The organism is Psychroserpens sp. (genome assembly GCF_045105015.1).
Lineage (GTDB): Bacteria > Bacteroidota > Bacteroidia > Flavobacteriales > Flavobacteriaceae > Psychroserpens.
In genome coordinates, this window is the sequence record NZ_JBGCCX010000118.1 from 1 (window position 1) to 7805 (window position 7805).

General features: G+C 30.6%; 11 protein-coding genes. 4 read left to right on the forward strand and 7 right to left on the reverse strand.

Going from position 1 to position 7805, the window contains the following annotated elements:
• The first annotated feature begins 140 nt into the window (after nucleotides 1–140).
• Both AB8B90_RS08945 and AB8B90_RS08950 read left to right on the forward strand, forming a co-directional pair.
• The gene (locus AB8B90_RS08945; RefSeq protein WP_405335878.1) at nucleotides 141–1184 is read left to right on the forward strand and encodes a hypothetical protein; all 1044 of its coding nucleotides are present in this window, start codon (nucleotides 141–143) and stop codon (nucleotides 1182–1184) included.
• Complete coding sequence (locus tag AB8B90_RS08950; protein WP_405335881.1) at nucleotides 1171–1611, forward strand: DnaJ domain-containing protein; 441 nt, start codon at nucleotides 1171–1173, stop codon at nucleotides 1609–1611. The genes AB8B90_RS08945 and AB8B90_RS08950 overlap by 14 nt, the downstream gene beginning before the upstream one ends.
• Here AB8B90_RS08950 and AB8B90_RS08955 read toward each other — a convergent pair.
• The 7 genes from AB8B90_RS08955 to AB8B90_RS08985 all read right to left on the reverse strand — a co-directional run bounded on the left by AB8B90_RS08955 (nucleotide 1608) and on the right by AB8B90_RS08985 (nucleotide 6061).
• The gene (locus tag AB8B90_RS08955) at nucleotides 1608–2363 is read right to left on the reverse strand and encodes a LytR/AlgR family response regulator transcription factor (protein ID WP_405335884.1); all 756 of its coding nucleotides are present in this window, start codon (nucleotides 2361–2363) and stop codon (nucleotides 1608–1610) included. The genes AB8B90_RS08950 and AB8B90_RS08955 overlap by 4 nt on opposite strands.
• A gap of 31 nt (nucleotides 2364–2394) precedes the next feature.
• Nucleotides 2395–2709 carry a 2TM domain-containing protein gene (locus AB8B90_RS08960; RefSeq protein ID WP_405335887.1) on the reverse strand — a complete coding sequence of 105 codons (315 nt, stop codon included), beginning with the start codon at nucleotides 2707–2709 and terminating at the stop codon, nucleotides 2395–2397.
• On the reverse strand, nucleotides 2709–3047 hold the full coding sequence (locus AB8B90_RS08965; RefSeq protein ID WP_405335890.1) for a 2TM domain-containing protein: 339 nt from the start codon (nucleotides 3045–3047) through the stop codon (nucleotides 2709–2711). The genes AB8B90_RS08960 and AB8B90_RS08965 overlap by 1 nt, the downstream gene beginning before the upstream one ends.
• A 14-nt stretch (nucleotides 3048–3061) precedes the next feature.
• Nucleotides 3062–4411 (reverse strand): histidine kinase, encoded by a 1350-nt coding sequence (locus tag AB8B90_RS08970; RefSeq protein ID WP_405335893.1) that lies wholly within the window; start codon nucleotides 4409–4411, stop codon nucleotides 3062–3064.
• A 15-nt stretch (nucleotides 4412–4426) separates the two neighbouring features.
• Nucleotides 4427–5047, reverse strand: coding sequence for a tetratricopeptide repeat protein (locus AB8B90_RS08975; protein ID WP_405335896.1), 621 nt, complete (start codon nucleotides 5045–5047; stop codon nucleotides 4427–4429).
• The gene (locus tag AB8B90_RS08980) at nucleotides 5044–5469 is read right to left on the reverse strand and encodes a DUF2141 domain-containing protein (RefSeq protein WP_405335899.1); all 426 of its coding nucleotides are present in this window, start codon (nucleotides 5467–5469) and stop codon (nucleotides 5044–5046) included. Before AB8B90_RS08980 ends, AB8B90_RS08975 begins: the two co-directional genes overlap by 4 nt.
• Before the next feature lie 172 nt (nucleotides 5470–5641).
• Nucleotides 5642–6061: a nucleoside-diphosphate kinase gene (locus AB8B90_RS08985; protein ID WP_405335902.1), complete on the reverse strand. Its 420-nt coding sequence runs from the start codon at nucleotides 6059–6061 to the stop codon at nucleotides 5642–5644.
• A gap of 88 nt (nucleotides 6062–6149) precedes the next feature.
• Here AB8B90_RS08985 and AB8B90_RS08990 point away from each other — a divergent pair, with 88 nt between their 5' ends.
• Both AB8B90_RS08990 and gldI read left to right on the forward strand, forming a co-directional pair.
• Nucleotides 6150–7166, forward strand: a complete 1017-nt coding sequence (locus AB8B90_RS08990) for a bifunctional oligoribonuclease/PAP phosphatase NrnA (protein ID WP_405335905.1) — start codon at nucleotides 6150–6152, stop codon at nucleotides 7164–7166.
• A complete protein-coding gene (gldI, locus tag AB8B90_RS08995) occupies nucleotides 7166–7702 on the forward strand; it encodes a gliding motility-associated peptidyl-prolyl isomerase GldI (protein WP_405335908.1) in 537 nt (178 codons plus the stop codon). The genes AB8B90_RS08990 and gldI overlap by 1 nt, the downstream gene beginning before the upstream one ends.
• Nucleotides 7703–7805 lie beyond the last annotated feature (103 nt).

A 7805-nucleotide genomic window follows, 5' to 3' on the forward strand; every position in this document is an offset into this window, starting at 1 on the left:
GCAAAACTAATTCCAAATTTATTACCATCATCTTTTGATGATAATCGCATTGAAAAGTAATTTTAAATATAATACACCATAAATCGTAACAATCAACTATAACTTGCGTCTTACAGTAAATGACTTAAAATGTGTAGTGTATGACGATTAAAACTTCGTTTTTAAAACTTAATTTAGTCCCTTTTATTATTCCGTTAACATTAATTTTAGTGTTAATTTTACTACTAAATTCAACTCTATATTTATCCCATCAAAACACATTATCTACATTTATAACCATAGATTTTATTATCACAATTCCGTTGGTTTATTTCATCTTAATTCGAAAGACTAAGATTTCAAATCTCACCATTGCGCCATTTCTAATTCTTTGTGTAATTATAGCTTCCTATGCCATACCTACTTCAAATCAGGATACCTTAACAGCAGCCAAAACTTGGCTAATACCTATTGTTGAATTAATTGTTTTTACCATTATTATTCTTAAAGTTAAAAAAGCAATCAAACACTATAAAAACGCTTCAAACCAACATCAAGATTTTTACAGTATTCTTCAAGCCACTTGTAAATCGATGTTTCCTGAAACACCTGCAAAATTAGTTGCTAATGAAATTGCGCTCATCTACTATGGCTTTTTTAATTTCAAAAAAATAGAATTAAAGCCTAATGAATACTCAAACTATAAAGGCTCTGGTATTTTATCTACACTTACTGCAATTATTTTCTTAGTAGGAATAGAAATGATAAGCATTCATATATTGGCTTCTAAATGGAGTTCTGTATTGGCTTGGGTGTTAACAGGATTAAGTATCTACTCAGCATTACAACTTATAGGAATCATCAGATCGATACCTAAGAGACCTATGATTTTAAAAGATGATGAATTGATCTTACGCTTCGGAATGTTGAGTGAAACTATTATACCAATTGAAGCCGTTGAAAGTATTACATTGGCAAATTCTTCAGATTTTAATAAAGAAAAAAACACCAAAACATTATCATTATTAGGAGAATTAGAAAACAGCAATATTGTAATTCATTTAAAGACACCTCAACAATTGGAGTTTATTTACGGGAAACCTAAAAATTACACCAAATTATTATGTTTTGTTGATGACAATCAATCCTTTATAGCTGAGGTTAACAAATTACTTATTAAATCTGAAAGCCATGGAACTAATTAATTATTACGAGATCCTAAAGATTGAAAAATCGGCAGACTTAGACACGATAAAAAAAACGTTTCGAAGAGAGATTGCTTTATATCATCCTGATAAAAATAAATCTGAAGGCGCTAAAGCAAATTTTAATCTATTAGTTGAAGGCTTTGACATTTTATCAAACTCAGAAAAACGGCTTGCATATGATGAGATGCTAAACATTTCGAGTTCAAACAAACCAATTATTATAGAACATAAAAAACAAGAACAGTATAAAGAATGGAAAAAAGAAGCAAAGAAAAAATCAGACACGTATTGGTTTACGGATTTATCTGATTTACTCTTACTCGATCTGTTCTTAGACTTTGGTTTAAGCAGTTTATTTTCAGGAACCGAAAATTTAATTGATGGGCTTGGAGATTCGCTAGGAGATATTTTCGATATCTTTTAAGACAACCACTCTTTAAAATCTTTTACGCGTTCTCTCGCAACAATTACATCTTGATCTTTAAACGTATTTAGTTTTATTTGCAATCTAGAATTGGTATAGCTTACCATGTCATTAATAGCGTTAACATTTACAATAAACTTTCGACTGATTCTAAAGAATTTATGAGGTTCTAATTCTTCCTCAAGCTGTTCTAATGAATGATCCAACAAGTAATTTCTACCTTCAGAAGTATACGCATAAGTCCCTTTGTTTTCACTGTAGAAACATTCAATATTATCAATATCAATTAATTTCAAATGCTGACCAACTTTTACCGAAAAGCGTTTCTTGTATTCACGCTCAATAGGATTTACTAACAACTTTTTAATATCGTTAAAATCTAAAGTTACTGATTGCTGCTGAGGTGCACGCTCTTTATATTTAGAAACAGCATGCTTTAAATCATCTTCATCAATGGGCTTTAACAAGTAATCAATGCTGTTAAGTTTAAATGCTTGTAAAGCATATTCATCATATGCGGTTGTGAAAATAACAGCAGAATTTATATCAATGGTTTCAAAAATTTCAAAAGATAATCCATCACTTAGTTGAATATCCAAAAATATTAAATCTGGATGCGCATTGTTTTGAAACCAATCAATAGACTCTTCAACAGAATGCAACATGGTTTGTGCTTCCATATTTAATTCAGTTAACATACGTTGTAAAAGTCTAGCTGAAGGTTTTTCGTCCTCAATTATGATTACATTCATTCTTTGTAAATTAATTTTAAATTAATAATTTTTATTCCCAACGAGTATCATCTTTATCCATTAGCTCTTTAATTTTCTTACTCTCCCAATTTTTACCGAAAATTAAATTTGGTAAAAACACAGATCCTGCATGTGCTAACAAACCAATTCCCCAAAAAGAAAATGTAATAAAATTACGCCACTGAAAATAGCTTTCACCTTCATCTAAATTTTGAAAATTGATATAAACAAAGATTAAATTAACTACAGTAAAAACTAAAGCATGAGTATAAAAACCTTTAATCCGTTTTACTCGTTTTACAGCAATTTCATAGCGCTCTTTATGACTAAATTTACTTTCATTCATTATTCCCAATATTTTTTGTCGTTATCCATCAATTCTTTAATCTTACGCTCTTCCCACTTCTTACCAAATATAAAGTCGGGACCAAAAACGCCTAAAAAATGAAAAAAGAGTCCAATGCCCCAAAATATTGCAGTAGAGAATGTTCCGAAACTAAAGAACTTTACACCATTAGAGGTGATCACAATCATTATAAATATATTGATGATAACATAAGATGCCAAATGCCAATAAAATCCAATAATTGCTTTTACTTTTTTCTGAGCTCTTAAATACGCTTCTTCTTTTTCCCAAGCATTTTGTGTTCTACTGTTCTCGTAAGGTTCTATACTATTTTCCATGATATTTATTGTTCTTAATTCCATCGTTGTTCATCCTCTTCACGCATAAACTTTTCAATTTTACGTTTTTCCCATCCGTTACCTAATACACCATCATTAACATATACTTTATAGGCATGAAACGCTAATCCCATTCCCCAACCCAACATTGGGAACCAAAACCATTGAATGGTATGTGGTGTGTACTTAAACCATATAAATATTAAAAATGGAATAACAATACAATAAGAGATTAGACTGTAATAAAATTCTTTCATCTCTTCAACACGTTTACGAGCTCTAACATATCTGTCATCAAATTGTGTTCTTGGTTCTATTTTTCTCATGATTGATAATTGTTTTGTAAGCATTGGTATTGCGACTGCAAAACGATTTGCTTGTTGATTGATTGATACTTTTTTATTTGACAATAAGTTGTAACGTTGTTTAATATTCTCTAATCCAACACCACTACTCTTTTTTACAATTTGTTTTGGTTGAAGATTATTCTCTACAACTAACATCCCTTCAGATTCATAGATTTTAATATGCAATGGTTTGCTACTAGTTACCATATTATGTTTTACTGCATTCTCTAAAAGCAATTGTAACGACAACGGAACAACTTTACTTTCAGGATTTTGAGCATGATCTGGAATTTCAAAAATTATGCTGTCTTCAAATCGCATTTTTAAAAGTGACATATACGTTCTAGCAAAATTCAATTCTTCATCTACAGTAATTAAATCTTTGTTTTTCTGCTCTAAAACATAGCGATATACTTTAGACAAAGACGTCGTGAACTTTTGAGCATTCTTTGGGTTTTCTTCAATTAAACTGGTTAACACATTTAAACTATTGAACAAAAAATGTGGATCTAACTGATTCTTAAGAGCGTCAAATTTTGCGCTAGCTGTTCCGGCTATAACTTTCTGCTCTTTTATTTTATTTTTCTGATATCGATTATAGAAATAAACTACGTGAAAAATAATCACAATTGTCATTGTAACCCAGAGACCAAATGAATATCCTTGCCAAGTTTCTTGCTTAATGAATTTTTCAAATGAAGTTCCATAATAAATAACTTCAACAAAAATCCTTAAGAAGAATAATCCAATAAGAGTTATAATTGCTGAACCAAATATTCCAAGGACAATACGCTTAAGTGTATCCTGCTTTTTCCATTGGCGACGTTCCATGTAACCAAAGAAGTAAGTATTAGAATAACCTAGAACAAAAGCATATAATTGGTAGAACGTAAAATCGAACAAAAATTCATTAATTGTAGTGTAATGAAATCCACCTGACAACAATTTACCAATAGCATATACAATACAGCCAATAATAAATGTAATTATAATATTCTTAAAAGGTTTAGTTGCCATAGTAGATTAATAGTATTAGTTACAAGATTTTAAAACTTGTTCAGCACGTTCTTTTCCCCAATTTGGATGAAACTCACTTTCTGGTTTAAAGTTAGCAAAAAGTTCTAGAGATTTTTCTATATCTGAACAAAACGGCTTAGTGTCTTGTCCGAAATATCTAGCACTTCCTATTCCCCATTCTGCCTTACTAAATAAGACTCTTGGGTTATTTGGAGCCATTGCAGAAGCTTTACTATACAATTCTGTTATTTTTCCAGAATATTTCATCCCGTAGGTCATTCCATCAAAAGCTACCCAATTTGTTAATACATGAGCTTGAAGTACCATAATTTCAGGATTTTCTTTACTAATAGCTTTAGCTAAATCAAGATGAGTTTGTGCTTTGTCTAATTGTGCTTTCAATTTGGCTTCATCTTTCAAGTTCCAACTTTTTATACTGTTAATCTGAGCAATATAATAATGAGGCAACCATTGATCTATTTCTGCATTTGATATACGTTCGAACATGTTTTCGGCTTCATCAGTATTACCTTGTTGCCAAAGCGAAAATGCTTTTTCCATTCCTTTTTCAAAATTTGTTTGAGCTGATAGTATTCCTGAAACGAATACGAATGCAATAATTATTAAGTTTTTCATAATGTTATAGTTTGAGTTATTGATTTATTGTGTATTTCAAATTTGGCATCTTCCCATTTTGGTGGTCCCATAAAACCCGTAGCATTATTAGAACAGCCATAATCTTCCTTAGGAATACCCAAAAAATTGGTGTCCATTTTCTTATTTTCATTTTCATCATGGAAAAACGAGACTGCATAAATTCCGTTTGGTACATCTTCAAATGTTACTGAGCATGACTTATTTTTGATTTTAACGATCGAAGACTTATAACCTTTCCCCAAAAAAGAGTCTTCTGTATTATACAATGAAACATAAATGTGTCCTTTGTCACTATTAAGGTTTTCAATATGAATCGAAACATTTTGTCCTTTATCTTCTTGTGCAGTTGCAGTTGAATAAATTAATAAAAAGACGACTAAAATTTTTGCTAGAATGTTCATAATACTTTCGTTTTATTTGATAGTACAAATATCTAACAGAAGCGGCTGTTTATAAAAAAGGAATTACCGAATTGTATTTTTTTATGGATGAATTGTAAAATACTAACAAATGCAACAAAAAAGGCGCAACTTAATAAGTTGCGCCTTTTTTAAATATAATTGTTTTATCTAATTAAAACATTTCTCTTCCAGAAAAGTGAAACGCACCTTCAATAGCTGCATTATCATCACTATCACTTCCGTGAACTGCATTTTCACCAATAGATGCAGCATATAACTTACGAATTGTTCCTTCGGCAGCTTCAGCAGGATTAGTAGCACCAATTAAGGTTCTAAAATCTTCCACAGCATTATCTTTTTCAAGAATTGCAGCTACAATTGGTCCGCGAGTCATATATTCTACCAATTCTCCAAAGAAAGGTCTTTCATTGTGAATTGCGTAAAACTCCTGAGCATCAGCAGTTGTCATTTGAGTTAATTTCATCGCTACGATTCTGAATCCAGAAGCAGTGATTTTTTCTAAAATTGCACCAATATTCCCTTTTTCAACAGAATCTGGTTTAAGCATTGTAAATGTTCTATTTGTTGCCATTTGTTTATTTTTATTAAGCTGCAAAAGTAACACATTTCTTTAAGAATTCGATATAATCCATTATTAAAAAATTGTATCTTCGCCATCTATGAATGCAAACGATATTAATAGTATAAAAACGCTTTTAAGTTCACCTAAAGCAATTGTTATTATTCCTCATAAAAACCCTGATGGTGACGCTATAGGCTCAACACTTGGTTTATTTCATTATTTAAAGCAATTCAATCATAAAGCGACTATAATTGCTCCAAATGACTATCCTGATTTTTTAAAATGGATGCCTGAAGAAGATAGCATATTAAAATACGAATCGCATAAAGAAAATTGTGATGCTTTAATTGATGGCGCAGAACTAATTTTCACTTTAGATTTCAATGCGCTCAGTCGCATTGGAAACATGGAAGATAGTGTAGTTAAATCTAATGCTATTAAAATAATGATTGATCATCACCAACAGCCTGATGATTATGCTACTTATATGTATTCTGATGTTTCAATGTCTTCAACTTGTGAAATGGTTTTTAACTTTATTGAAATGTTAGGCGATGTTGATAAAATTAATAGTGCTATAGCCACGTGTTTATACACTGGAATTATGACAGATACTGGTTCATTTCGTTTTCCATCAACAACCAGTAATACTCACGCTATTATTGGTGAATTAATTGAGAAAGGCGCTAATAATTCTGAAATCCACAACAATATCTATGATACAAATAGTTACGCAAGGTTACAATTACTCGGTAGAGCATTAAGTAATCTAAAAGTAATTCCCGAATACCGTACAGCATATATTACATTAACTCAAGAAGAACTTAACAAATTTGACTTTAAAAAAGGAGACACTGAAGGTTTTGTAAACTATGGATTATCTCTCAAGGGCATTATTTTTGCTGCTATTTTTATTGAAAGCCATCAAGACGACATTATAAAAATTTCGTTGAGAAGTAAAGGTGCTTTTTCAGTAAATGAATTATCACGATCCCATTTTAATGGTGGTGGTCACACCAATGCTGCTGGTGGAAGAAGTGAATTAAATATGACAGAAACAATTGATAAATTTATTAGTATCTTGCCTAAGTATAAACAAGACCTAAATCCTTAATGAAGCCTATTTCCTTTCTATTAATACTCAGCTTACTTTTTAGTTGTAAATCTCCAGATGCTAGACGACCTGAATCGGTTCAGTCTGGTTCATTTTATAAGATTTCGGCTGAAAGAAATATTAAATTAAATAAAAAGGAACACGCTTTAATACAAAACATCATTGATAATAATCCTGAAAAAGAATATATAGCTTCTAAAAGTGGGTTCTGGTATTTTTACCATACCAAAGTAGAACAAGATACTATTACAGCTCAGTTTGGTGATATTATTAATTTTAAATATAGTGTTAAAGATTTAAATGAGAATACCATTTATTCTGAAGACGAAATAAGAACTCAAAACTATGTGATGGATAAAGAGGAATTATTTACTGGATTGCGAGAAGGTTTAAAACTTATGAAACCTGGTGAAGTCGTTACCTTTTTATTCCCATCTCAAAAAGCTTATGGATATTATGGTGACACAAATCGTATTGGCACTAATATTCCATTAATTTGCAAAGTAACTTTAAATACAATTACACAAAACCAATGATTAAATTTATGAAATTGATTAGCAAAACTCTATTATTCTCTATGCTGTTTTTACTTATTACAGCAGCCTCATGCAAAGAAGATTATCCTGATTTAGAAGATGG